The 25,094-nt window shown below is 58.6% G+C and carries 22 protein-coding genes and 4 tRNA genes; 5 read left to right on the top strand and 21 right to left on the bottom strand.

The genetic code is table 11. From position 1 onward, the window contains the following. Window positions 1-497 precede the first annotated feature (497 nt). Window positions 498-791, top strand: coding sequence for a hypothetical protein (locus AC13RC_RS04705; protein ID WP_004123433.1), 294 nt, complete (start codon window positions 498-500; stop codon window positions 789-791). Window positions 792-906: 115 nt separating this feature from the next. On the opposite strand, the gene rpoC is transcribed toward AC13RC_RS04705, so the two are convergent. The 12 genes from rpoC to AC13RC_RS04645 form a co-directional block, all read right to left on the bottom strand. Then, the gene (rpoC, locus tag AC13RC_RS04700) at window positions 907-5,115 is read right to left on the bottom strand and encodes a DNA-directed RNA polymerase subunit beta' (RefSeq protein WP_113353738.1); all 4,209 of its coding nucleotides are present in this window, start codon (window positions 5,113-5,115) and stop codon (window positions 907-909) included. 176 nt (window positions 5,116-5,291) lie between these two features. Next, on the bottom strand, window positions 5,292-9,434 hold the full coding sequence (gene rpoB / locus AC13RC_RS04695) for a DNA-directed RNA polymerase subunit beta (protein WP_112435150.1): 4,143 nt from the start codon (window positions 9,432-9,434) through the stop codon (window positions 5,292-5,294). Window positions 9,435-9,696: 262 nt separating this feature from the next. Further along, window positions 9,697-10,080, bottom strand: coding sequence for a 50S ribosomal protein L7/L12 (gene rplL / locus AC13RC_RS04690; RefSeq protein WP_069614844.1), 384 nt, complete (start codon window positions 10,078-10,080; stop codon window positions 9,697-9,699). Window positions 10,081-10,138: 58 nt separating this feature from the next. After that, window positions 10,139-10,657, bottom strand: a complete 519-nt coding sequence (rplJ, locus tag AC13RC_RS04685; RefSeq protein WP_047637052.1) for a 50S ribosomal protein L10 — start codon at window positions 10,655-10,657, stop codon at window positions 10,139-10,141. Window positions 10,658-10,987: 330 nt separating this feature from the next. Then, entirely contained in the window at window positions 10,988-11,686 is a 699-nt protein-coding gene (gene rplA, locus AC13RC_RS04680; protein ID WP_069614843.1) for a 50S ribosomal protein L1, read from the bottom strand. A gap of 4 nt (window positions 11,687-11,690) precedes the next feature. Then, window positions 11,691-12,122, bottom strand: coding sequence for a 50S ribosomal protein L11 (rplK, locus tag AC13RC_RS04675; protein WP_069614842.1), 432 nt, complete (start codon window positions 12,120-12,122; stop codon window positions 11,691-11,693). Between the two features lie 213 nt (window positions 12,123-12,335). Further along, the gene (gene nusG / locus AC13RC_RS04670) at window positions 12,336-12,866 is read right to left on the bottom strand and encodes a transcription termination/antitermination protein NusG (RefSeq protein WP_004123460.1); all 531 of its coding nucleotides are present in this window, start codon (window positions 12,864-12,866) and stop codon (window positions 12,336-12,338) included. Between the two features lie 18 nt (window positions 12,867-12,884). Continuing rightward, entirely contained in the window at window positions 12,885-13,085 is a 201-nt protein-coding gene (secE, locus tag AC13RC_RS04665; protein WP_069614841.1) for a preprotein translocase subunit SecE, read from the bottom strand. A 195-nt stretch (window positions 13,086-13,280) separates the two neighbouring features. Continuing rightward, window positions 13,281-13,356 (bottom strand) — tRNA-Trp (locus tag AC13RC_RS04660). 214 nt (window positions 13,357-13,570) lie between these two features. Then, on the bottom strand, window positions 13,571-14,446 hold the full coding sequence (locus AC13RC_RS04655; protein ID WP_488556604.1) for a 3-deoxy-manno-octulosonate cytidylyltransferase: 876 nt from the start codon (window positions 14,444-14,446) through the stop codon (window positions 13,571-13,573). A 5-nt stretch (window positions 14,447-14,451) separates the two neighbouring features. Beyond that, a complete protein-coding gene (locus tag AC13RC_RS04650; protein ID WP_069614840.1) occupies window positions 14,452-15,138 on the bottom strand; it encodes a glycosyltransferase family protein in 687 nt (228 codons plus the stop codon). Window positions 15,139-15,467: 329 nt separating this feature from the next. Continuing rightward, window positions 15,468-16,361, bottom strand: coding sequence for an NAD-dependent epimerase/dehydratase family protein (locus AC13RC_RS04645; protein WP_488556603.1), 894 nt, complete (start codon window positions 16,359-16,361; stop codon window positions 15,468-15,470). Between the two features lie 155 nt (window positions 16,362-16,516). Between AC13RC_RS04645 and AC13RC_RS04640 the strand changes: the two genes are divergently transcribed. Next, complete coding sequence (locus tag AC13RC_RS04640) at window positions 16,517-17,065, top strand: GrpB family protein (protein ID WP_488556755.1); 549 nt, start codon at window positions 16,517-16,519, stop codon at window positions 17,063-17,065. Here the strand turns inward: AC13RC_RS04640 and AC13RC_RS04635 are convergent. The 5 genes from AC13RC_RS04635 to AC13RC_RS04615 form a co-directional block, all read right to left on the bottom strand. After that, on the bottom strand, window positions 17,062-17,571 hold the full coding sequence (locus tag AC13RC_RS04635; RefSeq protein ID WP_488556602.1) for an AAA family ATPase: 510 nt from the start codon (window positions 17,569-17,571) through the stop codon (window positions 17,062-17,064). The two genes, AC13RC_RS04640 and AC13RC_RS04635, sit on opposite strands and share 4 nt — an antisense overlap. Window positions 17,572-17,642: 71 nt before the next feature. After that, on the bottom strand, window positions 17,643-18,818 hold the full coding sequence (gene tuf, locus AC13RC_RS04630) for an elongation factor Tu (protein ID WP_095434658.1): 1,176 nt from the start codon (window positions 18,816-18,818) through the stop codon (window positions 17,643-17,645). A 400-nt stretch (window positions 18,819-19,218) separates the two neighbouring features. After that, on the bottom strand, window positions 19,219-19,647 hold the full coding sequence (locus AC13RC_RS04625; protein ID WP_488556601.1) for a DUF3597 domain-containing protein: 429 nt from the start codon (window positions 19,645-19,647) through the stop codon (window positions 19,219-19,221). 202 nt (window positions 19,648-19,849) lie between these two features. Then, window positions 19,850-19,923 (bottom strand) — tRNA-Gly (locus tag AC13RC_RS04620). 25 nt (window positions 19,924-19,948) lie between these two features. Continuing rightward, a tRNA-Tyr gene (locus AC13RC_RS04615) sits at window positions 19,949-20,033 on the bottom strand. A gap of 198 nt (window positions 20,034-20,231) precedes the next feature. Between AC13RC_RS04615 and rlmB the strand changes: the two genes are divergently transcribed. Then, entirely contained in the window at window positions 20,232-21,140 is a 909-nt protein-coding gene (gene rlmB / locus AC13RC_RS04610) for a 23S rRNA (guanosine(2251)-2'-O)-methyltransferase RlmB (protein WP_152094268.1), read from the top strand. Between the two features lie 40 nt (window positions 21,141-21,180). Next, window positions 21,181-21,870, top strand: coding sequence for an AprI/Inh family metalloprotease inhibitor (locus AC13RC_RS04605; RefSeq protein WP_145320323.1), 690 nt, complete (start codon window positions 21,181-21,183; stop codon window positions 21,868-21,870). 58 nt (window positions 21,871-21,928) lie between these two features. Here AC13RC_RS04605 and AC13RC_RS04600 read toward each other — a convergent pair whose 3' ends face one another. The 3 genes from AC13RC_RS04600 to AC13RC_RS04590 all read right to left on the bottom strand — a co-directional run bounded on the left by AC13RC_RS04600 (window position 21,929) and on the right by AC13RC_RS04590 (window position 22,846). Further along, window positions 21,929-22,222, bottom strand: coding sequence for a hypothetical protein (locus tag AC13RC_RS04600; RefSeq protein ID WP_145320325.1), 294 nt, complete (start codon window positions 22,220-22,222; stop codon window positions 21,929-21,931). 145 nt (window positions 22,223-22,367) lie between these two features. Continuing rightward, window positions 22,368-22,637: a hypothetical protein gene (locus AC13RC_RS04595; protein ID WP_069614918.1), complete on the bottom strand. Its 270-nt coding sequence runs from the start codon at window positions 22,635-22,637 to the stop codon at window positions 22,368-22,370. A 133-nt stretch (window positions 22,638-22,770) separates the two neighbouring features. After that, window positions 22,771-22,846, bottom strand: a tRNA-Thr gene (locus AC13RC_RS04590). Between the two features lie 158 nt (window positions 22,847-23,004). Here AC13RC_RS04590 and AC13RC_RS04585 point away from each other — a divergent pair. Then, the gene (locus AC13RC_RS04585) at window positions 23,005-23,778 is read left to right on the top strand and encodes an NAD kinase (RefSeq protein ID WP_113351540.1); all 774 of its coding nucleotides are present in this window, start codon (window positions 23,005-23,007) and stop codon (window positions 23,776-23,778) included. 106 nt (window positions 23,779-23,884) lie between these two features. On the opposite strand, the gene prfB is transcribed toward AC13RC_RS04585, so the two are convergent. After that, window positions 23,885-25,016, bottom strand: a protein-coding gene (gene prfB / locus AC13RC_RS04580) for a peptide chain release factor 2 (RefSeq protein WP_112723143.1) whose coding sequence is annotated in 2 segments (ribosomal slippage) — window positions 23,885-24,946 and window positions 24,948-25,016 — 1,131 coding nt in all. Because the reading frame shifts where the segments join, the coding sequence is not laid out codon by codon here. Window positions 25,017-25,094 lie beyond the last annotated feature (78 nt).

The raw sequence follows: 25,094 nt of genomic DNA, 5'->3' as shown, positions 1-25,094 counted from the left end.
TTGTAAATCTATCTCGACACCCTTGCGGGCATGACTTTCGCCGTCACCGGCACGACACACGTTCGTCTCAATGCGCAAAACGTGGCCCGATCCGCTCTCGCAGATGGACCACAGAAAAGCAGAGGACACCGAAGGTGGCGTCGTGCGAGCAGCATTCGTGTCTTCAACGTGCGTTTAGAACCTTGTTTGAGGTGAACTCCAGGGCGCGTCGCCCCGAATAGCCATGCCTCACATGGGTTCCGATGGCGGCGGTACTACTGGTTTCCCACCGGTTCGTCAAGGCCGGTTAAGAAATTATCTTTGTCATAAAGCCCGGAAACCCCGGCCAAACCAGCCATTTGGCGCATTGGATACGGAAATGCCGCCCCTTCGGCAAGATGGACTTTGGTATTTCGGCAAAATCCCTATAAGGAATCACGGAAGAACATTTCCACCTGACGGACCCGCGCGGCGAAAAGGAATCGCCGGGTCGATTCGATACTCCCGAAGGAAGATCCATGATTACTGCGCCAGACAATGACAACAATTCCGACGGCCCCATGGTCTTCATCATCATCGGCAAGGGTTATGAGACCGATGGCGGCGAAGGCATCGACCTGCACGTCATGCTGAAAGCGCCCGACGATGATACCGCCGTGCGCGAGGCACTGAACGCTCTTGCCGAAGAGGGCTTCATCGAGGCCGACCTCGACCAGATCGGACTCCTGACGGATATTCCGGACGAGGAGCCGCATGCCTCCGCCTATCAAGGCGCACTCGAAGGCGAAGTCGCAATCATCCGCTTCCGCTGATCGGACAACCGTCTGAGGGAGACGGCGCCCCCTCACCTCGCCGATTTCATTATGCACAAAAAGAAACCGCCCGGATCGCTCCGGGCGGTTTTGATTTTTGTCAATTCAGACCAGCTTATTCAGCCGGGCTGTTTTCGCTGGCGAGATCCTGCAGCATCGGCGTTGCAACGCCGGCACCCGTGCCTTTGCGGCGCTCTTCGAGGATGAGCTCGTCGCGAGCCGTAGCGATACGGCGGATCTGCGTCATGGTACCGCCGGTACCGGCCGGAATCAGGCGACCGACGATGACGTTTTCCTTCAGGCCCTGCAGACCGTCGGTCTTGCCGGCGATTGCAGCTTCGGTCAGCACCTTCGTCGTTTCCTGGAAGGATGCAGCCGAGATGAAGGACGGCGTCTGCAGCGATGCCTTGGTGATGCCGAGCAGAACCGGATCGCCATAAGCAGGCTTCTTGCCTTCTTCGATCAGGCGGTCGTTGGCGTCTTCCAGCTCGATACGGTCGACGTTGTCGCCGACGATGTACTGGCTGTCGCCCGCATCGGTGATTTCCACCTTCTGCAGCATCTGACGGACAATCACTTCGATGTGCTTGTCGTTGATGACAACGCCCTGCAAGCGGTAGACTTCCTGGATTTCGTTGACCAGGTAGGAAGCCAGAGCCTCCACGCCCTTGATCGCCAGAATGTCGTGCGGAGCCGGGTTACCGTCGAGGATGTAATCACCCTTTTCGATATAGTCGCCTTCCTGAAGGTGGAAGGGCTTGCCCTTCGGGATCAGGTATTCGACCGGCTCGACACCGTCTTCCGCCGGCTCGATGATGACGCGACGCTTGTTCTTGTAGTCGCGGCCCAGGCGGATCGTACCATCGATCTCTGCGATGATGGCGTGGTCCTTCGGACGACGAGCTTCGAACAGTTCGGCAACACGCGGCAGACCACCGGTGATGTCCTTGGTCTTGGCGCTTTCCAGCGGCGAACGGGCGAGAACGTCACCCTGAGACACCTTCTGCCCCGGCTCGACCGACAGGATCGCGTCGACCGAAAGCAGGAAGCGTGCTTCACCACCGCGCGAGAGCTTGGCGACATTGCCGCTGGCGTCCTTGATGACGATCGCCGGCTTCAGATCCGAGCCGCGCGGCGTCGAGCGCCAGTCGATAACCTGACGCTTGGTGATGCCGGTGGATTCGTCCGTCGCTTCGAGGACCGAGAGACCGTCGACGACATCTTCGAAGTGAACCGTACCGGCCACTTCCGTCATCATCGGACGGGTATAGGGGTCCCACTCTGCGAGACGCTGACCGCGCTTTACCTTGTCGCCATCGTCGACATAAAGCTTCGAGCCGTAGGCAACGCGCTGCGAGGAGCGTTCAACGCCACGTTCGTCCAGGATCTGCACCGTCATGTTGCGGCCCATGGCAACGAGGTTGCCTTCGGAGTTGCGCAGCATATTGCGGTTCTTGATCTGAACCGTGCCCTCGTAAGAGGCTTCCAGGAACGACTGGTCGACCACGGTCGCCGTGCCGCCCAGGTGGAAGGTACGCATGGTCAGCTGCGTGCCCGGCTCACCGATCGACTGCGCGGCGATGACGCCGACAGCTTCACCGATGTTGACAGGCGTACCGCGAGCAAGGTCGCGACCGTAGCAGACCGAGCATACGCCCGTCTGGATTTCGCAGGTCAGAGCCGAACGGATGCGGATGGACTGGATACCAGCCTTCTCGATCTCGATGACATCGGGCTCGAGGATCATCTTGCCGGCATCGACGATGCGCTCACCCGTGACCGGATGATCGATGTCGTCCAGGGCCGTACGGCCGAGGATGCGGGCGCCGAGCGAGGCAACGACCTGACCGGCATCGACGATGGCGGTCATGGTGAGGCCGTTTTCGGTACCGCAATCGATCTGCGTGACGATGCAATCCTGCGCGACGTCGACCAGACGGCGGGTCAGGTAGCCCGAGTTCGCGGTCTTCAAGGCGGTGTCGGCCAGACCCTTACGGGCACCGTGCGTCGAGTTGAAGTACTCGTTAACGGTGAGGCCTTCCTTGAAGTTCGAGATGATCGGCGTCTCGATGATTTCGCCCGACGGCTTGGCCATGAGGCCGCGCATGCCGCCCAGCTGGCGCATCTGGTTCGGAGAACCACGAGCACCCGAGTGGCTCATCATGTAGATCGAGTTCATCGGCTTCTGACGACCGGTCTTTTCGTCGAATTCGACGGCCTTAATGCGGGCCATCATCTCTTCGGCGACCTTTTCCGTGGCCTTACCCCAAGCGTCGACAACCTTGTTGTACTTTTCGCCCTGGGTGATCAAACCGTCGTTATACTGCTGCTCGTATTCCTTCACGAGCGCTTCGGTATCGCCGACGATCTTGGCCTTGGTGTTCGGGATGACCATGTCGTCCTTGCCGAACGAAATGCCGGCGCGGCAGGCATGGGCAAAGCCGAGCTGCATGATGCGGTCGCAGAAAATGACCGTGTCCTTCTGGCCGCAATGACGGTAGACCGTGTCGATCATCTTGGAGATGTTCTTCTTGGTCATTTCCTGGTTGCAGATGTCGAAGGTGACCTTTGCATGCTTCGGCAGGAGTTCGCCGATCAGCAGACGGCCGGGGGTCGTTTCATAGATCTTCGAATAGGGCTTGCCATCTTCGCCGACCGACTTGAAGCGGCCGCGGATCTTCGAATGCAGCGTCACGACCTTGTTCTCAAGTGCGTGATGCAGCTCGCCGAGATCAGAGAAGGCCATACCTTCGCCCGGCTCGTTCTGGTTCAGGATCGACAGATAGTACAGGCCGAGAACCATGTCCTGCGAGGGAACGATGATCGGCGCGCCGTTTGCCGGGTGCAGAATGTTGTTGGTCGACATCATCAGCACGCGGGCTTCAAGCTGGGCTTCCAGCGAGAGCGGCACGTGAACGGCCATCTGGTCACCATCAAAGTCGGCGTTGAAGGCCGTGCAGACGAGCGGGTGCAGCTGGATGGCCTTGCCTTCGACCAGCGTGGGTTCGAAGGCCTGGATGCCCAGGCGGTGCAGCGTCGGTGCGCGGTTCAAGAGAACCGGATGCTCGCGGATGACCTCGTCGAGGATATCCCAGACTTCCGGCTTTTCCTTTTCGACCAGCTTCTTGGCCTGCTTGACGGTCGAGGAATAACCCTTCGCGTCCAGGCGGGCATAGATGAACGGCTTGAACAGCTCGAGCGCCATCTTCTTCGGCAGGCCGCACTGATGCAGCTTGAGCTCCGGACCGGTCACGATGACCGAACGGCCGGAATAGTCGACGCGCTTGCCGAGCAGGTTCTGACGGAAGCGGCCCTGCTTGCCCTTGAGCATGTCGGACAGCGACTTCAGCGGACGCTTATTGGCGCCGGTGATGACGCGGCCGCGACGGCCGTTATCGAACAACGCATCGACAGATTCCTGCAGCATGCGCTTTTCGTTGCGGATGATGATGCCCGGAGCGCGCAGTTCGATGAGACGCTTCAGACGGTTGTTACGGTTGATGACGCGACGGTACAGATCGTTCAGATCCGAGGTCGCGAAACGGCCGCCATCGAGCGGAACCAGCGGACGCAGGTCCGGCGGGATGACCGGGACGACCTTCATGATCATCCATTCCGGGCGGTTGCCGGATTCCATGAAGTTTTCGACGATCTTCAGGCGCTTCATCAGCTTCTTCTGCTTGAGATCCGACGTGGTGTCGGCAAGCTCGGAGCGCAGGTCGCCGGCGATCTTTTCGAGATTCATGCTGGCCAGCATCTCGTAGATCGCTTCAGCGCCGATCATGGCGGTGAACTGGTCTTCGCCATATTCGTCGACGGCGAGCATGTACTCTTCTTCCGTCAGGAGCTGGTGCTCCTTGAGCGCGGTGAGACCCGGCTCGGTGACGATGTAGTTTTCGAAGTAGAGAACGCGCTCCACATCCTTCAGCGTCATGTCGAGCAGCGTCGAAATGCGCGAAGGCAGCGACTTCAGGAACCAGATGTGGGCAACGGGAGCGGCCAGCTCAATATGGCCCATGCGCTCACGGCGAACGCGCGACAGCGTGACTTCGACGCCGCACTTTTCGCAGATGATGCCCTTGTACTTCATGCGCTTGTACTTGCCGCACAAGCATTCGTAGTCCTTGATCGGTCCGAAGATTCGCGCGCAGAAAAGACCATCGCGTTCCGGCTTGAACGTACGATAGTTGATCGTTTCCGGCTTCTTGATCTCGCCATAAGACCAGGAAAGAATCTTCTCCGGCGACGCAATCGAAATCCGGATGGAATCGAAATTCTGCGCAGGCACCTGCGGATTGAAAAGATTCATGACCTCTTGGTTCATGCCTATCTCCTTTAGGGGCGAAACGCCCTCGAATTACGTGCAGTGCCGGCAAATCCCGGGAACCGGACTGACGCTTTAAAACCGCCTTGCGGCGCCATGCATCCAAAGGGACGCCAACGGCGCTGCAATATTCCAAGCGGTGCGCGCTGACCAACAGCGCGCACCCTGACAGGCTATTACTCGGCTGCGTCCGGAAGCTGGCTTGCCGTCTGCAGATCGTCGACCTTGGAGTTTTCCAATTCGACGCTGAGGCCCAGCGAGCGCATTTCCTTGACGAGAACGTTGAAGCTTTCCGGAATGCCCGCCTCGAAGGTGTCGTCGCCACGAACGATGGCTTCGTAGACCTTGGTACGGCCGGCCACGTCGTCCGACTTGACCGTGAGCATTTCCTGCAGCGTATAAGCTGCACCGTAAGCTTCGAGCGCCCAGACTTCCATTTCGCCGAAGCGCTGGCCGCCGAACTGCGCCTTACCGCCCAGCGGCTGCTGGGTGACGAGCGAGTACGGACCGATCGAACGGGCGTGGATCTTGTCGTCGACAAGGTGGTTCAGCTTCAGCATGTAGATGTAGCCAACCGTAACCTGGCGGTCGAACTGCTCGCCGGTACGTCCGTCGTACAGCGTCGACTGGCCGGTTTCCTTGAGACCTGCCATTGCCAGCATCTTGTTGACGTCAGCTTCGCCAGCACCGTCGAAGACCGGGGTCGCGATGGACACGCCACGCTTCCACTGGTCGGCCAGACGCAGAACCGATGCATCGTCGTACTCGTGAACGTCGTCGCTCTTCGGGCCATCGCCAACGACCAGGTCGATCGTCTTGCGCAGAGGCTCGATGTTGCCGCTTGCCTTGTAGGCTTCGATCAGTTCGCCGATCTGACGCCCCATGCCGGCGCAAGCCCAGCCAAGGTGCGTTTCGAGAATCTGACCGACATTCATGCGCGAGGGCACGCCGAGCGGGTTTAGCACGATATCGACATGCGTACCGTCTTCCAGGAACGGCATGTCCTCGACCGGAACAATGCGCGAGACCACGCCCTTGTTCCCGTGACGGCCTGCCATCTTGTCGCCCGGCTGGATCTTGCGCTTCACAGCAACGAAGACCTTGACCATCTTCATGACGCCCGGAGGCATTTCGTCGCCACGCTGGACCTTCTCGACCTTGTCCATGAAGCGCTGTTCGAGGCGCGACTTGGATTCGTCGTACTGGCCACGCAGGGCTTCGAGCTCGCTCTGGACCTTTTCGTCCTCGACGGCGAACATCCACCACTGCGAACGCGGATACTCGGAAACGACGGCGTTCGACAGTTCCGTGCCCTTCTTGAAGCCCTTCGGACCAGCAAGAGCAACCTGACCACGCAGCATCTCGACCAGGCGGCCGTAGACGTTACGATCGAGGATCGCCTGTTCGTCGTCACGGTCCTTGGCAAGGCGTTCGATCTCTTCGCGCTCGATCGCCATGGCACGTTCGTCCTTTTCGACGCCGTGACGATTGAAGACGCGAACTTCGACGACCGTGCCGTAGGTGCCGGGCGGCATGCGCATGGAGGTATCGCGAACGTCCGATGCCTTTTCACCGAAGATGGCGCGCAGGAGCTTTTCTTCCGGCGTCATCGGGCTTTCGCCCTTCGGCGTGATCTTGCCGACGAGGATATCGCCCGGCTGAACTTCGGCGCCGATGTAAACGATGCCGGCTTCGTCCAGGTTCTTCAGCGCTTCTTCCGAAACGTTCGGAATATCACGGGTGATTTCTTCCGGACCGAGCTTGGTGTCGCGCGCCATCACTTCGAACTCTTCGATGTGGATGGAGGTGAACACGTCGTCGGCAACGATACGCTCGGAGAGCAGGATCGAGTCTTCGTAGTTGTAACCGTTCCAAGGCATGAACGCGACGAGCACGTTACGGCCGAGGGCCAGATCGCCGAGGTCGGTCGACGGACCGTCCGCCAGGATGTCGCCCTTGTTGACCACGTCACCGACTGTCACCAGCGGACGCTGGTTGACGCAGGTGTTCTGGTTCGAGCGCTGGAACTTCATCAGGCGGTAGATATCGACGCCGGACTTCGACGGATCGAGGTCTTCGGTGGCGCGGATAACGATACGTGTTGCGTCGACCTGGTCGACCACGCCGCCGCGGCGGGCGCCGATAGCAGCACCGGAGTCACGCGCCACGACCGGCTCCATGCCGGTACCGACGAACGGGGCTTCGGCACGCAGAAGCGGCACGGCCTGACGCTGCATGTTCGAGCCCATGAGAGCACGGTTGGCGTCGTCGTTTTCCAGGAACGGGATCAGAGCGGCGGCGACCGAAACCAGCTGCTTCGGCGAGACGTCCATCAGGTTGATGTTGTCGCGCGGAGCGAGCATGACTTCGCCGGCATGACGGCAAACGACGAATTCCTCGATGAAGGAGCCGTCGGCGTCGAGCTCGGCGTTGGCCTGAGCAACGTAGTACTTCGCCTCTTCCATGGCGGAGAGGTAGAGCACGTCGTTGGTCACCTTACCGTCGATAATGCGGCGATAAGGGCTTTCGATGAAGCCGTACTTGTTGACGCGGGCAAAGGTCGCCAGCGAGTTGATGAGGCCGATGTTCGGACCTTCCGGCGTTTCGATCGGGCAAATACGACCGTAATGCGTCGGATGAACGTCGCGGACTTCGAAGCCGGCACGCTCGCGGGTCAGACCGCCTGGGCCGAGAGCCGAAAGACGGCGCTTGTGGGTGATTTCCGAAAGCGGGTTCACCTGGTCCATGAACTGCGACAGCTGCGAAGAGCCGAAGAATTCGCGGACAGCGGCGGCAGCCGGCTTTGCGTTGATCAGATCCTGCGGCATGACCGTGTCGATTTCGATCGAGGACATGCGTTCCTTGATCGCACGCTCCATACGCAGCAGACCCAGACGGTACTGGTTTTCCATCAGCTCGCCGACCGAACGGACGCGGCGGTTGCCGAGGTTGTCGATATCGTCGATCTCGCCCTTGCCGTCGCGCAGCTCGACGAGCATCTTGACCACGGCCAGGATGTCGTCCTTGCGCAGGATGCGGACGGTGTCTTCGACGTCGAGGTCGAGGCGCATGTTCATCTTGACGCGGCCGACGGCGGAGAGATCGTAGCGCTCCGCATCGAAGAACAGCGAGTTGAACATGGCTTCGGCCGATTCCATGGTCGGCGGCTCACCCGGACGCATGACGCGATAGATGTCGAACAGAGCATCCTGACGGTTCTCGTTCTTGTCGGCTGCGAGCGTGTTGCGGATGTAGGCGCCGACATTGATGTGGTCGATGCCGAGAACCGGGATCTCGTCAAAACCGGCGTTCAGGATAACAGGCAGTGTCTTCTCGTCGATTTCGTCGCCGGCTTCGAGATAAATCTCACCGGTCTGGAAGTTGACGATGTCTTCTGCCAGGAAGAGGCCATACAGCTCTTCGTCGGTCGCTTTCAGAGCCTTCAGGCCCTTGTCCTGCAGCTGACGCAGAAGGCGCGGCGTGAGCTTCTTGCCGCCTTCGACAACGACTTCGCCGGTGTCGGCGTCGATCATGTCGGCAACGGTCTTGGCGCCCTTCAGAGTTTCCGGCTTGAAGGGAATGCGCCAGCCATCGCCGTCGCGCTGATAGAGCGACTTCGTGTAGAAGGTCGACAGGATGTCTTCGCCATCCATGCCGAGCGCCATCAGCAGCGACGTCACCGGAATCTTGCGGCGGCGGTCGATACGGGCGTAGACGATGTCCTTGGCGTCGAATTCGATATCGAGCCAGGAGCCGCGATACGGGATGACGCGGGCAGCAAAGAGCAGCTTGCCGGAAGAATGGCTCTTGCCCTTGTCGTGATCGAAGAAGACGCCCGGCGAACGGTGCATCTGCGACACGATCACGCGCTCGGTGCCGTTCACGATGAACGTACCGTTGTTCGTCATGAGCGGCATGTCGCCCATGTAGACGCTCTGTTCCTTGATGTCCTTGATGGACTTCGCGCCCGTATCCTCGTCGATATCGAACACGATCAGACGGAGGGTCACCTTCAGCGGCGCGGCGTAGGTCAGGTCGCGCTGGCGGCACTCATCGACGTCGAACTTCGGCGGTTCGAACTCATAGGAAACGAACTCCAGCATGGAAGCGCCGGAGAAATCGGTGATCGGGAAAACCGACTTGAAGACAGCCTGAAGACCTTCGTCCGGGCGGCCGCCCTTCGGTTCTTCGACCATGAGAAACTGATCGTAGGATGCCTTTTGAACCTCGATGAGGTTCGGCATCTCTGCGACTTCGGGAATCTTACCAAAAAACTTGCGTACGCGCCTGCGACCGTTGAACGAAAGGGTCTGAGCCATCGTCGCTCCTTTAAAATCCTGCACCCGGGCCTGCAACGGATGGGAACCGCTGGCCAGGCGACCCCATCAATCAATGAGTAGTTCAATCTCGTCTATCTAACCGAAAACCGCTCAGCCGGATTGCGTCGCGGTTCGGTTTGAGACCATCCTCTTGAAGAACCCATTACCCAAAAGCCGTTTTGCCCGCGGCTTTTGGGTAATTCGTTCAGAAAAACGGCAAATGGGAGGTAGCAAAAAGCCACCTCCCAAAGCAGTTTCAAGCTTACTTAACGTCGACCTTAGCGCCGGCGTCTTCGAGCTTCTTCTTGATGTCAGCGGCTTCAGCCTTGGAAACGCCTTCCTTGACAGCCTTCGGAGCGGCTTCAACGAGGTCCTTGGCTTCCTTGAGGCCGAGGCCGGTGATGCCGCGGACTTCCTTGATGACGTTGATCTTGTTCGCGCCGGCATCAGCGAGGATGACGTCGAACTCGGTCTTTTCTTCTTCAGCAGCTGCAGCAGCGCCGCCAGCACCACCGGCAACGGCAGCAACAGCTACCGGAGCAGCGGCGGAAACGCCCCACTTTTCTTCGAGAAGCTTCGACAGTTCTGCGGCTTCGAGAACGGTCAGCGAGGAGAGGTCTTCAACGATCTTTGCGAGATCAGCCATTTTAGTAGTTCCTTTTGTTCGGTTCGAACTGGTTGGTTATGAACAGCGAAAAACCGCCTTACGCGGCTTCGTCCTTCTTGGCGTAGGCCGAGAACACGCGAGCAAGCTGGCTTGCCGGCGCTGCAACAACACCTGCGATGCGGGTAGCCGGAGTCTGGATCATGCCCAGCAGCTTCGCGCGCAGCTCGTCCAGCGAAGGCAGGGTCGCGAGCGACTTGACACCTTCGGCGTTGAGCGTTGTTGTTCCCATGGCGCCGCCCAGAACAACGATCTTATCGTTGGTCTTGGCGAAATCCACGACGACCTTCGGAGCGGTAATCGGGTCATTGCTGTATGCGATCAGCGTCTGACCGGTGAAGAGATTGGAAATCCCTTCCGCATCCGTGCCCTGAAGAGCAATTTTGGCCAGGCGGTTCTTCGCGACTTTGACGGTGCCGCCAGCAGCGCGCATCTTGGAACGAAAATCGTTCATCTGAGCGACTGTAGCACCAGCATAGTGGGCCACGACAACCGAGCCCGAAGCCTTGAAGACTTCGTTCAGTTCCGTGACGAATTCGCGTTTTTCCGCTCTTTCCACTGCTTTTCTCCAGTTGACAGGACCGGGTTAGCGGGCCTGCCGGGTTGCCTTTTGCCTCCTGGGATCAATGAGATCCCAAGCGACGCTTGAGGATCCTGTCCCCTCGCGCTCGAGCCTGACGGCTCCAAGGCACAAGGCATCCAAGGCTCGAACCGAGTTCATCGAAGCGAAGCTTCTTCAAAATTCGGGTCTTACCCGTCTCATGCAGGCTTAAGTGATTAAGGGATAACCACCTGCAATCTCGGACAGGAATTCCGGATTTCTCCGGAAATCCCGGCCCCGAAAGGCCGGGAATTCTTAAATGCCGGGCGTCTAGCCCGACAGAACCAATCAGGCGCTCGGCGCCGTAACCGTCGACGGCTCGATCTTGACGCCCGGCCCCATGGTCGAGGAGATCGCTACGCGCTTGACGTAGTTGCCCTTGGCGCCAGCCGGCTTCGCCTTGATGACGGCGTCAGCAAAGGCGCGGATGTTTTCTTCCAGAGCCTTGGCGTCGAAGGAAGCCTTGCCGATACCGGCATGGACGATACCAGCCTTCTCGACGCGGAACTCGACAGCGCCGCCCTTGGAAGCTTCAACAGCACCCTTGACGTCCATCGTAACCGTACCGACCTTCGGGTTCGGCATCATGCCGCGCGGGCCGAGAACCTTACCGAGACGGCCGACGAGCGGCATCATGTCCGGGGTGGCGATGCAGCGATCGAAATCGATCTTGCCGCCCTGAACGATTTCGACCAGGTCTTCCGCACCGACGACGTCAGCGCCGGCAGCCTTGGCTTCGTCAGCCTTGGCGCCACGAGCGAAGACGGCAACGCGAACCGTACGGCCGGTGCCGTTCGGCAGGTTGACGACGCCGCGAACCATCTGGTCGGCGTGACGCGGATCAACACCGAGGTTCATCGAGATTTCGACGGTTTCGTCGAACTTGGCGACGGCACGTTCCTTGACCATGTTGATGGCCAGATCCAGAGCATAGAGCTTAGTCGGATCAACGCCTTCACGAATCTTCTGAATACGCTTTGCTACCATGGTCTTAACCTACCACTTCCAGGCCCATGGCGCGGGCAGAGCCCTCGATCATGGCCATTGCGCCTTCGATATCGGCGGCGTTCAGATCCTTCATCTTGGCTTCGGCGATCGCCTTGACCTGAGCCTTGGTCAGGGTGCCAGCCTTGGCGCCCTTGCCCGGGGTCTTCGAGCCGGACTGGATCTTCGCTTCCTTCTTCAGGAAGTAGCTGACCGGCGGCTGCTTCATGACGAAGGTGAAGGACTTGTCCTGGTAGTAGGTGATGACGACCGGGATCGGCATACCCTTTTCCATTTCCTGCGTGGCGGCATTGAACGCCTTGCAGAATTCCATGATGTTAATGCCACGCTGACCAAGCGCAGGACCGATCGGCGGCGACGGATTCGCCGAGCCGGCCTTGACCTGCAGCTTGAGCTGGCCTGCAACTTTCTTAGCCATTTCTCTCTGCCTTTCTACATGACCGGTTGCCCGGCCTACTATGCCGGATCGCTCCGGCGGCTGCGGTTGCGTGGTGCGGATCGCCAGGCCCGGCTAAGACCCTACCCTTCCACGCGGATTGCGGCTTGGCCGCAAGACATAAGCAAGCATTTGCTTATATCCAAACTCGAACAAAAGGCCAGCCGCCAGGCCAACCTTTCGTAGAAATGACAATCAGACCTTCTCGACCTGGCTGTATTCCAGCTCGACCGGCGTAGCGCGGCCGAAAATCGACACCTCCACCTTCAGGCGCGAACGCTCTTCGTCCACATCCTGAACCGTGCCGTTGAACGATGCGAACGGACCGTCGGATACGCGGACCTGCTCGCCAATCTCGAAGGATACAGAAGCCTTCGGCCGCTCGACGCCTTCCTGGACCTGACCGAGAATGCGCTCGGCTTCATAATCCGGAATCGGAACGGGCTTATTGTCGGAGCCGAGGAAGCCAGTGACCTTCGGCGTATTCTTGATCAGGTGGTAAGCTTCATCCGTCAGGTTGGCGCGCACGAGCACGTAACCCGGGAAGAACTTGCGCTCGCTGTCGACCTTGCGGCCGCGACGAACCTCAACAACCTTTTCGGTCGGCACAAGGATCTTCTCGAACAGATGCTCGAGACCCTTCTGCCTGGCCTTCTCCTCGATGGATTCAGCCACTTTCTTTTCGAAATTAGAATAAGCGTGGACGATGTACCAACGTGCCGCCATGTTCATCTCCACCCGATATCAGTTGCCGGTATTCAGCACGTAGCTGAGAATCCAGCCAATGAGCTGGTCGGCAGCAAAGAAAAACAGCGAGGCGAAAACGACCATGACGAGCACCATCACCGTCGAGATCATCGTCTCGCGACGCGAGGGCCAAGTGATTTTCGACGTCTCGGAGCGCACCTGCCGCAGAAACGCTAGTGGATTCGTTTTGGATGCCATTGACTGCCCACGCAATTACGGCGCGTAAAGCTGAACATATCAGCCCCACGCACCGCGTGTCTGTTAAACCCTACATAAACACCGATTCCCGATTTAACAAGAGGCAATACGGTGTTTTCTAAAATTTGCCGACAAACCGGCATGACCCTCAACCCAAGAAGCTGCGAAACGACGCGCCAGTCAAATCAAGGAAAATGGCAGGGGCAGCAGGGCTCGAACCTACGACCTGCGGTTTTGGAGACCGCCGCTCTACCAACTGAGCTATACCCCTTCTTCCTTCGAATATTCGCTCCAGGCGGTGGACCGCCCGAGCAGTTCGAAGACATGGCGCTCCCTTTAAGGCGGGACGAAACGATTGGCAAGAGCGTTTTTTGCTTTTTCCCAATAGAGCCCGCAACTTCACATGAGACATGTCCGAGCGGACGAATCTGCCAGACGATCAAATCGGCCGCGAATCCTGCGGAAAGGATGCCCCCTCGCCCTCATTACTCTCCGGGAGAACCTTTCGGCTTGCGCTTCAGAAATTTCGGCCTGAGGCGACGCATAAAATTGTCAGCGGAGCGAATCACATTGGTCAGGGAGATCAGCTTGTCTATTTCGGCGTCGGTATTTCCGAGCCGCTCAGACAAAACCTCGGCTGCAGCCAAGGCAATCTCGTCCGGAGGCACCTCCGTGAAGCGCTGGGCAAGGCCGATATAAGGGTTCAGTGCGATCCCACCATGGATGGTGATCTTTCCCAGCCGCGTAAACAAGCGCAGAAAGGTCTGCTCGAAACTCCAATCGTGGGCGGAAACCACCCTCCACTTCTGACTGCGCCGGGCCGAGAAGCCGGCAAGTACGATCTTGCCGGGCAATTTCAGATCGCTGAGCCACAGAGCCATGGCAAAGCCGCTCGTCGGCGTCTTGCCCTCCGTATAGAAATCGGAGCAGAAGCCGACGAGATCGAGATGGCCAGTCGGTGCCCCCTGAAAATCGGCGGCGGGATTGAGCTTCTCTTCCGGACCGAGGCGGATATTCATGATGCCAAGGAAATATTCCTTCGGAAAGAATTTGACCACCTCGCCCACTTCGCCGCGATAGACGATGTTGGCGCCCCGCGGCTGGCCACGAGAGATCAGCAGTGAATGCCCATGGAACGGGCGATCCAGAACCTTGTAGACCTTGTTGAAGAAGACGAAGAGCGCAGTCTCAGGAAACTGCGCCTGCAGGCTTGAGATATCGACCGCATCGCTATTGGCGACCAGGACGATATGGGAAAACCCCATCAATATGGTCCGCCATTCGTCGGTGCTGCTCAAACCAGCCGCGGAACCCGCGGCCGGTATGCCGACCTCAATATTTCCGGTCGTCTTATGATCCAAATCGCTCACTTCTGCTGGACGTGCAGCATGCGGTCGCGCATGGCGAACCATTCTTCGGCGTAGTCGTCGTTGCGGTATTCGTCGAAATATGGGCCGCCATCGGTGAAATGCACGAGCTTCGCATCTTCGCGATAATCGTATTCGTTGACGAGATAGTTCCAGACGACCGGCACCTCACCGATCTGATCGTCGTTCTCCAGCCACTTGAACTGATGAAGCTGAAGGCCCGTCGCCGTATTGACGAAATCCTTCGTCAACGCCGTGCACTTGGCGTTGTTGAACAGGATCATGCTGGACCAGTTCTTCTTTTCATACTTCGTCTGCGTCTGGCCGAGGAACTTGGTTTCGATCTTTGGCTGGTAGTCGTGCTTGACGCACATGGCGGCATAACGATCGTCGCGCAGCGCCCAAAGCTCGGCGATATCGGCGCGGGCGAGCATGTCGCAGTCCATGAAGATGCTCCACCCCTGGTAATCGCTGAGGTAAGGCACGAGGAAGCGCGAGAAGGAAAATTCTGTCGACTGCAGCGGATTGCGCTCGCGGGTGAAGATGCCCTCGAGATTGTTGAGCACGATCGGCGAGAAGACCACCGGAATAGACGAGCGCTCGATGATGCTCTGGGTCAGGACGTGATAGGCCACGACCTCCTTGGAATCGAACCCGACGAAAATACGTGCAACATTATCCTTCATGATACCTCCGAAACGGCTAAGCGCCTGCAGGCCAGCCGGCTATTATCTTTCGTCGCGACGCAAATCGCACGCTGCTCACCCTCAAGGCCCATCAGCCGGAGGGCGCTGGTTCGAAACAGGCGCGCGGATATACCGAACCATGCGCTGCAATCTCTAGGAGATGCTTCGCGAACGCAACCCTACTTAAATAAACGGCTGTATTTGTCGAGTGTTTGGGGAAGCATTTTTGGTTTTGTTGCGTAACAAATGGAGAGGCACCCTACTCTGGATCGATGCCTTTGCCAGGCGCCAACACAAAGCGCCCGGCCGATCGCATGAGCTGCGCGCCCTCAAACCTTCACATATTTCCGCCAGTCGTGCTCTTCCTTGAAGCCCAGAACCTCGCGGATCTTGCGATTGGATAGCAGTCCCTCATATTCGCCGATCTCGCGGGTGAAAGGCACATTCGGAAAATGCTTGGCGGCAAGTTCGCGCGAGGGCGTATTGGCCGAAACCGTGTCGTTGGCGGCATTGAACACCTGGAAGCCGAGGCCGTTCTTCTCGATGCAGAGATGAACGATCTGGCCGAGATCGCGAGCGTCGATATAGCTCCAGGCAATGCGCTTGCGGATTTCGCTGTTGGCGAAAAACTCGGGGAACCGCTCATATTCATGCGGCTCGATGACATTACCGATACGCAGCGCGTAGATATCGATACCGAAACGCTCAGCGAAAGCCCGAGCCGTCTTCTCGTTTACGACCTTGGACAGGCCATAGGAATCCATCGGATTGACGTCATAGTCCTCCTCCAGCGGGAACTGATGGAAGTCGCGATGACCTTCGGCGAAGCAGACACCATAGGTCGTCTCGCTGGAGGCGATAATGATCTTCTTCACACCGAGCTTTGCCGCCGCTTCGATGACGTTATAAGTGCTCATCGTGTTGATGCGAAAGGTCTCATTGTCCGGCTTGATCAGAATGCGCGGAATGGCGGCGAAATGCACGACGGCATCGAAAGGCTGCACACCCTTGCCTTCACCGAGATCGGGAAAATCACGATGCATGGTCAGGACATTATAGACCTGTCCCGCATCGGTGACATCGGCCTGCAGGTTGGTGACGCCAGGGCTATTCAGCGGCACGAGATCGACATTGTGGACCTCATAGCCGACATCGACCAGCCAAGGAACCGCGTGACGTCCAGCCTTGCCGCTGCCGCCCGTGAACAAAATACGTTTCTTCATGAAATCTCCTCCGGATAAAATCGAGCGATAAATAGGCCCTTGTATCCGTTTCGCAAGACACGGCTTGGTGACCTCCCATTTTCCCGGCAAAATAAACGGGACGACTCGGTAAAGCATATGCCGCGTGTCAAACAGGACGAAAGGAGATGAGTGGGGTGCCGCCGATCACGCTTGTTGAATATGATCCGCAATGGCCCTTTCTCTTCGAAGACAGAAGCAGGGCAATTGGCCTGCTGCTTGGCCATCCCGCCACGTTTCATCATATCGGCAGCACTGCCATCGCCGGACTATGCGCCAAACCGAAACTCGATATCGATGCGGTCCTTTTCTCGGAAGACGCAAGACTCGACGCGACGGAGCGTTTGAGAGAAGACGGATATCGCTTTCACGGCGATCTTCACAGAGCCGGCCGATGGGCTTTCACTAGGGATGAGATGCCTTACGGCACGCGACTTTATCTTTGTCTGCCTGATAACGAGGCCCATCGGGAGCGCCTTCTATTTTGCGATTATTTGCGCACCCATCCCGAACGTACGGCGGATTATGCGACCTTGAAACGGCGTCTGGCCGAAGAGGCCAATGGCGACTGGAACCACTACACCGGTGGCAAAAGCGATTTCGTTGCCGATATCGTGCGCCGCGCGAAGGCCGAATTTCGGATCAACGAAAAATATCGCCGGCGGGTGACAATATCCTCCGACTAATCGAGCAGGTGCCTCAGCACATTATCCACACTCTGCCTGAGCGAAAGATGGCTCGTATCGAGAATCTCAAGACCGGATGCTTGGGCTTCGCGGCGCAGATAAGCGGCCCAATTCATCATGTTCGCATCGGCAAGTTCCGGCTGACCTCTCTCAGCGGACAAGCGATGTGTCCTCGTTGCATCATCGCAATCGATCAATATGAGGCGATAGTCATCGGCCCTGGCAGCCACGGCAGCTTCGATGACGAAGGATGGGCGCATCTGCCCCTCGAAAAGAATGGCCCTGCCCTTCTGCGCTTGCGGCACAAGCCGTTCCAGCCATTCGATGGTCTTGTCGCGCTGCCAGGCCTCGGGCGAACCATGATCCCTGACCATAGCATCAAGCGACGGTACGCCGATGCTGTCGAAATGATAGACGGCTAACCTTCGCGCGTGGTCCCTGGCTATTGCCTCCGCGATAGCAGTCTTTCCCGAACCAGATGCGCCGGTCAGAATGATCAGGCTCATGCACCATCTCCCAATGCAAAAAGGCCCCGCTGTTTCCAGCGAGGCCCTCTTATAAAGGAATAATCCTGGGATTACTCGACGATGGAGGCAACGATGCCTGCACCGACGGTACGGCCGCCTTCGCGGATCGCGAAGCGAAGCTTTTCTTCCATCGCGATCGGAACGATCAGCTCGACGTCAACCGTGACGTTGTCGCCTGGCATAACCATTTCCGTGCCTTCCGGAAGCGTCACGATGCCCGTCACGTCAGTCGTACGGAAGTAGAACTGCGGACGGTAGTTCGTGAAGAACGGCGTATGACGGCCGCCTTCTTCCTTCGTCAGGATGTAGGCTTCAGCCTTGAACTTCTTGTGCGGCTTGACAGAACCCGGCTTGCACAGGATCTGACCACGCTCGACGCCGTCACGGTTCACACCGCGGATCAGCGCGCCGATGTTGTCGCCGGCCTGGCCCTGGTCGAGCAGCTTGCGGAACATTTCAACGCCGGTAACCGTCGTCTTCGACGTCGGACGAATGCCGACGATCTCGACTTCTTCACCAACCTTGATCACGCCACGCTCGACGCGGCCCGTCACAACCGTACCACGACCAGAGATCGAGAACACGTCTTCGATCGGCATCAGGAACGGCTGGTCGATCGGACGCTCAGGCGTCGGGATGTAGGCGTCAACCTGAGCCATCAGCTCGCGGATCGCGTCTTCGCCGATCTTCTTGTCCGAATCTTCAAGAGCTGCAAGCGCCGAACCCTTGACGACCGGGATGTCGTCGCCCGGGAAGTCGTAGGACGACAGAAGTTCGCGAACTTCGAGCTCGACGAGCTCGAGAAGTTCGGCGTCGTCAACCTGGTCGACCTTGTTCAGGAACACGACGATCGCCGGAACGCCAACCTGGCGGGCGAGCAGGATGTGCTCGCGCGTCTGCGGCATCGGGCCGTCAGCAGCAGAGCAAACCAGGATCGCACCGTCCATCTGGGCGGCACCCGTGATCATGTTCTTGACGTAGTCGGCGTGGCCGGGGCAGTCAACGTGCGCATAGTGACGGTTCGGCGTCTCGTATTCAACGTGGGCCGTCGAGATCGTGATGCCGCGAGCCTTCTCTTCCGGAGCCGCGTCGATTTGGTCATACGCCTTGAACTCGCCGAAGTACTTCGTGATCGCTGCCGTCAACGACGTCTTGCCGTGGTCAACGTGACCGATCGTCCCGATGTTAACGTGCGGCTTATTGCGCTCAAACTTACTCTTTGCCATTTGAATGCTTCCTGTGAACGTAATGAGTGACCCCGGCGAACCGGTTTAGTGCCGCCGTTTAAGGCTTTCGTTGCGTTTGCGCAAGACTTAATTGCAGGCCCTATTCCCGGCAAAGTCCGGCCGATGACGTATGATCCGCAGCGCTCGGCATTCCTTTGCCGCGCAAGCTTCGCCGGCCGATCCGGTAAGATGTAAAAGCATTTGCCGGTTCAAGCGCTTAGATAGGAACGCTGAGGAGGAATTCCAGATGTTCCGCCTTAGAGCCTCGGAGATCTGGCCACTGCACAGCAAAACGCGCCCTCGCCCATCGGCGGGAGCGCGCAACTATCGGACGCAATCATGGTTGATGTGGCATGCTATCCGGCGGTAAGCGCATTGCCAACCGCAGGACGAAAGACAATCAATCGAGAAGATCGGCCGGTACCTTGCCGCCATTATCCGCGAGCTTCTTCAGAAGAGCCTTGTGGAGGAACATGTTCATCTTGGCGGAATCGCCGGCATCGCCGGTATAGCCGAGTTCCTGCGCCAATTCCTTGCGCTCGGAAAGACTCGCATCCATGCCGAGTGCCTTCATCAGGTCGACGATGGAATGTTTCCAGTCCAGCTTCTGTCCGCTCTTCTTGACGGCGGCATCGAGGATCGAGGCGATATCCACTGGAGCGGCTGGAGCACTGGTCGCCGGCGACGTTGCTGCCGTCGTCGCTGAAGGAGCCGGCGTCGGCGCAGGCGCCGGATTGTCAGTTGCAGCTGTCGTCGTCGGTGCAGGAGCAGCCTCTGCAGCCTTCGCCTCACCCCAGATTGCACCCTTGATCTTGTCGAAGATACTCATTTTCGCTCTCCCGTTTCGGTTGCTCGAGCAATATGTATCGCTCGCGCGAATATAAGCAACCCTTCATGTCAAATATGCAAAGACTGCACCAGAGCGAGTATGGAAATGAAAGGCGCATTTGCACGAGGGGTAACCGGGAGGCAAACAACAGGATCGCTCAACCACGAGGGGAGACAATCAGCAAGCAACGATTTGAAAATCTTGGAGCGGGTAGCGGGAATCGAACCCGCGTATTCAGCTTGGAAGGCTGCTGCTCTACCATTGAGCTATACCCGCGGGATGGTCAAGATCCGGCTCGGAATGGTGGAGGGAGTTGGATTTGAACCAACGTAGGCTGAGCCAACGGATTTACAGTCCGTCCCCTTTAACCACTCGGGCATCCCTCCAGTTTTCCGACTGGATCTTGCGACCAAGCTTGCTAGACGTTGGCGTCGCCGCCGTCATCTGCGCCGCGTATATGACCGGACGATTTCCGTCTGTCAACACAAGGAATTGCCAAAATTGACGAAAAAATTTCAGCCTGTGGGAAAAGCCCGGCACTGAAAGAGGCTAGGCGCTCAGGAAGGCGCTGGTTATAAAGCCGCATGAGCAAAGACAAATCATCCGGCCGTCAGGGCCAAGATAGCACCGCCGGCGATCGCTCGGCCAAGGACACTCATTATGCAACGCTGCGCCGCGCGCATCGCGATGCCAAGCGCGAGCGTGGCGAGATACCGACGCCGACGCCGCAGAAACGCAAGAAGGCCGGCGCTGACGATTGGAAGCCGCCGGCGCTCGCGCCCGACCAGGTCTTTCTCTATGGCCTGCATACGGTTCGCGCGGCGCTGACCAACCCACAGCGCAAGAACGTCAAGCTGTCGGCCACTCAGAATGCGCTGGTACGGCTGGAAGTCGGCCCGGCCGAGCAGCTCGGCATCCCGGTCGAGATCGTCTCGCCGCAGGATATCGACAAGGTGCTTGGTCCGGAGGCGATCCATCAGGGCGTCATGTTGGAAACGCGCCCCCTGCCCGTGCGCCGCCTCGAGGCATTGAAAGACAGTCCGCTGCTGCTCGTTCTCGATCAGGTGACGGATCCGCACAATGTTGGCGCCATCATGCGTTCGGCCGTCGCTTTCGATGCAGGTGCGGTCATTACCACGCAGCGCCACAGCCCGACGGAATCAGGCGTAATGGCAAAATCGGCCTCGGGCGCGCTCGAGCTCATACCTTATATACAAATCACCAATCTTGCCGATGCACTCGAAGAACTGCATCGTCTCGGCTTCACAACCATCGGGCTCGATTCGGAAGGTCCGGCTCCGTTGGAAGGCACCTTTAGCGGCGACAAAATCGCCCTCGTGCTCGGCTCCGAGGGCAAGGGCCTGCGCCAGAAAACGCGGGAAACGGTGAATGCGCTCGCTCGGCTCGATATGCCAGGCGCCATCAAGTCGCTGAATGTCTCGAATGCAGCCGCGATCGCGCTATATGCGACGCGGTCCTATCTCAAATCATAGTGGCGCCTTTGGCGGCCGCAGCACGTTGGGAGAATTTGCTTTGATCCGTCTTCTTGGTCCTGCGGCGATTGCCGCCGCCCTTGCCTTGACAATGATCCAGCCGGCACGCGCTGCCGATGACGAAATGATCCAGGCGCAAGCCGGCGTCTGGCTGGTTGCGCCGGAAAACGGCGCCAAGGGCTGCCGCCTTACCTTCGGCACGAATACCGTGTCTGGCGGCTACGAGGTTACGGGGGCGGACGCCTGCGCGACGCCACTTCCCACGCTCGCCGCAGCCAAGATCTGGAATTTCACCGATGACGGATCGCTGGCGATCGCGGATAGTGGAGGCAAGCCTCTCATGCGCTTCCAGCAGGAGGAAGGCTCGCCATGGGAAAGCGAAGGCGGCGATCGGACCTGGCTGCTGCCGGCGCTCGGCGATGTCGATCACGTGCCGACCACCGAAAGCCTTGCCGGCGCCTGGCGCATCCAAACGCCGGACGGCAAGCCCGTCTGCGATATCACGCTCACCACCGAAAAGGATCAGGACGGCACCGCCAAGATGTCATCGAGCGGCAACTGCGCCGGCGAAGTCGGCGACCTCAAGCTTTCCCTTTGGGCGACAGAAGGGTTCGGACTTGTCATGCTGGGCAGCGATGGCTCCTCGCTCTCTTTTGATATGAAGCCCGACGGCAGTTTTCAGAAGTCCGAGGAAGAGGAAGGCGAACCGCTGCTGCTGGTCCGCAAATAAGCCGGCTGAAGCATATCTAAGCACGCTCACCGCGAGCGCTAAATCAAGCGCGTAATGCTTATCGTACGATCATCGCCGCCGGGTGCCAGGCCGATTGGCGCCAAAGCACCCTCTCGGTAACGGGGCAGCCATCCTGCAGCTTCGCCCAGGAGGTGACATTGAGGTTCATCTCGCATTGCGCGAGGTAGCTCCGCCCTCCGACGGTCATACAGGCGACCTCGCCGACCGCATGCTGCTTTCCATCCGCATTTTTACAGTAGCAGTTTTCACCAGCCAACGCTGATGCGCCTGTGAACGCCGTGATCATGACAAGCGGCAATCCCAAGACGACATGCCGCGATATCTCGCGCATGAACGTATCCTCCCCACCACAGATGGATGAAGTGTATGCCGATTTCCGATGTTGTAAATGCGTCTACAATCCCGAGCAGGCAGGCGAATGGATGCACGAAGAACCGGGGACGATTTGATGCGCTCGCCAGGACCTATCGGTAGGTTCAGTGAACCATAGGGTCCGCTTCGTCGAAGAACGACCGGATACCGTCGCGCGCAATCGTCGCCAGGAACTCGTCGAATGCCTCGCGGTCGGTCGCGAAGGGCTCTTCCCATTCGATCAGGTCTTCCTCCGGCGTGATGACCTCCATCCGCCAGTCGGCATTGGTGCCGGCCGGGCGAAAGATATCGACCAGGACAGTCACGCCATCGTCGGTGAATTCACCCGAAAGCTCGGAGTGTTCGAGTTTAGGCTTCTTGGGCTTGCTCGGCATATGGTTCCAGGCACACGAATATGGGATTGATCACTGTGACGAGCGTTCGGAGCCCGTTAGCAAAGAGATATTATGTCGTTGCCGCCGGTTTTCCATACCGGAGATGAAACGATCGACGATATTCAGGAAAAAATGGTGCCCCCGGCAGGGTTCGAACCCGCGACCCCCTGATTACAAATCAGGTGCTCTACCAACTGAGCTACAAGGGCGTATGGGCATGCCAAATAACAGACTTTGAAATCCTGTAAAGGGAAAATCGGCCGATCCACGTTAAAGCTGGGGATCGACCGATTCACCAGTTCGAGCGAAACGTCTTGTCGCGGCAGGGGAATAACATTACGAAGAATCGCTATTCAGAGGACATTGCATGCCGCGCAATCTTCAATCCGTTTGTTTTCTCGCCTCCACCGCGCCAGAGGCCCAAGCGGCGCAGGAGGAGCTTATTCGCCTCTACGGCCAGGCACCGCAGGAAAATGCGGATATTGTCGTGGCTCTCGGCGGCGATGGCTTCATGCTGCAGACGCTGCATAAGACGATGAACACCGGCAAACGCGTCTATGGCATGAATCGCGGCTCCATCGGCTTCCTGATGAACGACTACCGCACGGATGGCTTGGCCGAGCGCATCGAAGCAGCTGTCGAAAACGCATTTCACCCCCTGCAGATGACGACGCGCAATGCAGATGGCAGCTCCTGTGTCGCGCTCGCCATCAATGAAGTCTCACTGTTTCGTCAGTCCTATCAGACGGCAAAGCTGAAGGTGGAGATCGATGGGCGGGTCCGCCTGCCGGAACTGATCTGCGACGGGCTGATGGTGACGACGCCGGCTGGCTCCACCGCTTACAATCTTTCCGCGCACGGCCCCATCTTGCCGCTGGAAGCGCCGCTGCTTGCCATGACGCCCGTCAGCGCTTTCCGTCCCCGCCGCTGGCGCGGCGCGCTGCTTCCGAACAAAGTGACGGTCGACATCACCGTGCTCGAAGCGGAGAAGCGTCCGGTCAACGCTGCCGCTGACAATACCGAAGTTAAGTCGGTCCTCGGCATTCAGATCCGCCAGAGCGAAGATACGACGGCCCGCATTCTGTCCGATCCAGACAGGTCTTGGTCGGATAGGATCCTGGCGGAACAATTCTCGGACTGAGCGAGACATCTGCGCCAAGCCCAGGAGGGCAGAGGCAGCCAGGCAGGATATACCATGAAAAAAGCCCCGGAGACGGGGCTTTTTTCATGCGTGAACGAATGCGACCTTATTCGACGTCGTCGATGACGGCATCGGCAGCACCGCTGATGCGATGCGCAAGGGCTGCTTCCATGAACTCGTTGAGATCACCGTCCAGAACGTCGCTCGGCGCCGTGCTGGAAACGCCGGTGCGCAGATCCTTCACCAACTGGTAAGGCTGCAGGACATAGGAGCGGATCTGGTGACCCCAGCCAATGTCCGTCTTGGAGGCGGCTTCGGCATTGGCGGCCTCTTCCCGCTTCATTAATTCGGCCTCGTACATACGGGCGCGCAGCATGTCCCACGCCTTGGCGCGGTTCTTGTGCTGCGAACGCTCCTGCTGGCACTGCACGACGATCCCCGTCGGGATATGCGTGATGCGGACGGCCGAATCGGTCGTGTTGACGTGCTGGCCGCCGGCGCCTGACGAGCGATAGGTATCGATACGGCAATCGCTTTCGTTGATCTCGATCTGGATCGAATCGTCGACGACCGGGTAGACCCAGATCGACGAGAACGACGTGTGGCGGCGCGCGTTGCTGTCATAGGGCGAAATGCGCACGAGACGATGCACGCCCGATTCGGTCTTCAGCCAGCCATAGGCATTGTGGCCCTTGACGAGCAGAGTTGCGGACTTGATGCCGGCTTCTTCGCCGTCATGGACTTCCAGCAGCTCCACCTTAAAGCGCTGGCGCTCGGCCCAGCGGGTGTACATGCGCAGAAGCATGTTCGCCCAGTCCTGGCTCTCGGTGCCGCCGGCGCCGGAGTGGACTTCGAGGTAGGTATCGTTGCCGTCGGCCTCGCCCGAAAGCATGGCTTCCACCTGCCGGCGTGCGGCCTCCGCCTTCAAGCCCTTGAGCGCTTCTTCAGCCTCGCGAACGACATCAGCGTCACCTTCTTCTTCGCCAAGCTCGATCAGCTCGACATTGTCAGCAAGCTGCTGTTCCAGCGCGCGCACGCCGCTGATGCCATCGTCAAGCTGCTGGCGCTCGCGCATCAGCTTCTGCGCCTCGGCAGCATCGTTCCAGAGGGTCGGATCCTCTGACTTATTATTCAACCAGTCCAGTCGTCTTATCGCCTGGTCCCAGTCAAAGATGCCTCCTCAGCAGGGTGATAGCCTGCTTGGTTTCATCAACTACTTTCTCGATTTCGGCTCGCATAATCCCACTTCTTCAGTTCACCGCTCAAGACAAGCGGTCATCCAATTCAAAGAGTGCTGGTGACATAGATATACATGC

This window comes from Martinezella sp. CNPSo 3890 (assembly GCF_057784455.1).
Note: the sequence above shows the minus strand (reverse complement) of the source record. Positions and strands in the feature narration are given on the sequence as shown.

Excerpts from the sequence above, each read along its gene's own strand:
- AC13RC_RS04600 (WP_145320325.1), bottom strand. The coding sequence starts at position 22,222 with ATGCGCGAGATATCGCGGCATGTCGTCTTGGGATTGCCGCTTGTCATG.
- rpoC (WP_113353738.1), bottom strand. The coding sequence starts at position 5,115 with ATGAACCAAGAGGTCATGAATCTTTTCAATCCGCAGGTGCCTGCGCAG.
- rplL (WP_069614844.1), bottom strand. The coding sequence starts at position 10,080 with ATGGCTGATCTCGCAAAGATCGTTGAAGACCTCTCCTCGCTGACCGTT.
- secE (WP_069614841.1), bottom strand. The coding sequence starts at position 13,085 with ATGGCATCCAAAACGAATCCACTAGCGTTTCTGCGGCAGGTGCGCTCC.
- rlmB (WP_152094268.1), top strand. The coding sequence starts at position 20,232 with ATGAGCAAAGACAAATCATCCGGCCGTCAGGGCCAAGATAGCACCGCC.
- AC13RC_RS04645 (WP_488556603.1), bottom strand. The coding sequence starts at position 16,361 with ATGAAGAAACGTATTTTGTTCACGGGCGGCAGCGGCAAGGCTGGACGT.
- AC13RC_RS04585 (WP_113351540.1), top strand. The coding sequence starts at position 23,005 with ATGCCGCGCAATCTTCAATCCGTTTGTTTTCTCGCCTCCACCGCGCCA.
- AC13RC_RS04650 (WP_069614840.1), bottom strand. The coding sequence starts at position 15,138 with ATGAAGGATAATGTTGCACGTATTTTCGTCGGGTTCGATTCCAAGGAG.
- tuf (WP_095434658.1), bottom strand. The coding sequence starts at position 18,818 with ATGGCAAAGAGTAAGTTTGAGCGCAATAAGCCGCACGTTAACATCGGG.
- rplA (WP_069614843.1), bottom strand. The coding sequence starts at position 11,686 with ATGGTAGCAAAGCGTATTCAGAAGATTCGTGAAGGCGTTGATCCGACT.
- AC13RC_RS04705 (WP_004123433.1), top strand. The coding sequence starts at position 498 with ATGATTACTGCGCCAGACAATGACAACAATTCCGACGGCCCCATGGTC.
- nusG (WP_004123460.1), bottom strand. The coding sequence starts at position 12,866 with ATGGCGGCACGTTGGTACATCGTCCACGCTTATTCTAATTTCGAAAAG.
- rpoB (WP_112435150.1), bottom strand. The coding sequence starts at position 9,434 with ATGGCTCAGACCCTTTCGTTCAACGGTCGCAGGCGCGTACGCAAGTTT.
- AC13RC_RS04625 (WP_488556601.1), bottom strand. The coding sequence starts at position 19,647 with ATGAGTATCTTCGACAAGATCAAGGGTGCAATCTGGGGTGAGGCGAAG.
- rplK (WP_069614842.1), bottom strand. The coding sequence starts at position 12,122 with ATGGCTAAGAAAGTTGCAGGCCAGCTCAAGCTGCAGGTCAAGGCCGGC.
- AC13RC_RS04595 (WP_069614918.1), bottom strand. The coding sequence starts at position 22,637 with ATGCCGAGCAAGCCCAAGAAGCCTAAACTCGAACACTCCGAGCTTTCG.
- AC13RC_RS04635 (WP_488556602.1), bottom strand. The coding sequence starts at position 17,571 with ATGAGCCTGATCATTCTGACCGGCGCATCTGGTTCGGGAAAGACTGCT.